At 54.0% G+C, this 1,294-nt stretch carries 2 pseudogenes; both read right to left on the bottom strand.

The features are described 5' to 3' along the window. A pseudogene (locus HWQ67_RS18830) lies at nucleotides 1–718 on the bottom strand (hypothetical protein); the annotation flags it as partial. Next, nucleotides 708–1,294: pseudogene (locus tag HWQ67_RS18825) on the bottom strand (hypothetical protein); the annotation flags it as partial. The pseudogenes HWQ67_RS18825 and HWQ67_RS18830, both read right to left, overlap by 11 nt.

Here is a 1,294-nt window from a genome sequence, read left to right as displayed (position 1 = left end):
TCGTGGTTTGGGGTGACTCTGGTTTGGGCGGTTCCTTCGGTAGGACCTCACCCTCAACCACTTTTGGTATCGCATGACTCGGCAAGTCTTCCAAGTCTTGGGTGAAGATGTCGGAACATGCGGTGGCGGTAAGGATGGCGCTCACATGAGCCCGTTTCATGGCCATTTTGAGGACCGTGTTGTAGTAATCTGCGGGGTCCGTGTGTTCGACCTTTCCGGTGACTTGCATCTCAATGCGATCATCACCATCCTTGAACTTGCGGCCGCATCCACCTGATTTCTGATAGCAGAACCACCCACCACCGTATTGCTCTTGGCCTTTGCGGATGGATTCCGATTGGCAGATGGGGCACTCTTTGCCTTTGTTTCGGTAACGATACTTGGACTCCATGGTTGAGCAAGCGCCGAGCCCTTGGGCGACCAGTTGACCGCTCGGGCCGTGGGTTAAAGTGCAGACGATCATGTATTCCCGATGTCCGGCAGGTAGATCCTTCTGCTTAATGTCGTAGCTTGGCACGAGGCGGAAGGTCACACCGAGCTTCTCAGCTCCTGGCTTATATAAGGTCGGCTTCTGTGTTCCTGGGATGGTGCCGTAGTGTTCCCCCTCTTTCATCACTGCCTTCATAACATCCTGGATGAGTGCGACTTGGTGGACCACGCGGTCCGTGGTCATGGCATAGTCTTCGATGTTGACTACCGTTAGTTCCTTACTTTCCATTGTTTTGCTCCTCCCTCATGAGATACCAGAACTCTCTCAGACATTCGAATGCGCGTATGTCTCTTTCGTACTTCTCGCTATGATCACGGTATTCAGGCATACCCGTCACCTTGTCGAGACGCAGAACCCCGTGTGCTTCTACGATGACCTCGTGGGGATCACTCATGCTCATGTGATTCCAGGCTTGTCGGTATGCTGCGGTTTGCAGGGCGTACTCGGGAAAGTGTCCCTTGGCTGACTTGAAGTCAACGAGCGTGGGGATGCCATCCTTGTGGCAGATGAGATCCGCCGTCCCAGCGTACCCGGTGGAGTAGACGGTCTTCTCCACATAGATCGGGTCTATGTGGTGTTGATTTTCCCACTCAAGGTATGCGAGGAATGCGTTCTCGGCTGCGTCTCCGGTGATCTTGGGCTCTTTCCCGGTCTTGAGATAAGTCTCAATGGCAGCATGAACCGCTGTGCCGATATCAGCAGCCTCACGTGCGACTGTGCGCCATGCTTTCCTTGCATCTTGAGCCACAGAGATCACGGCAGGTTTGGTGACCCTTCGTGGCAGGTTCAGGAGCATGTAGTCTA

The sequence above is a fragment of the Candidatus Magnetobacterium casense genome (genome assembly GCF_019173545.1).
Taxonomy (GTDB): Bacteria; Nitrospirota; Thermodesulfovibrionia; order Thermodesulfovibrionales; family Magnetobacteriaceae; genus Magnetobacterium; species Magnetobacterium cryptolimnobacter.
The sequence above is the reverse complement of the archived record's forward strand: the minus strand, read 5'-3'. Positions and strand labels throughout refer to the sequence as shown.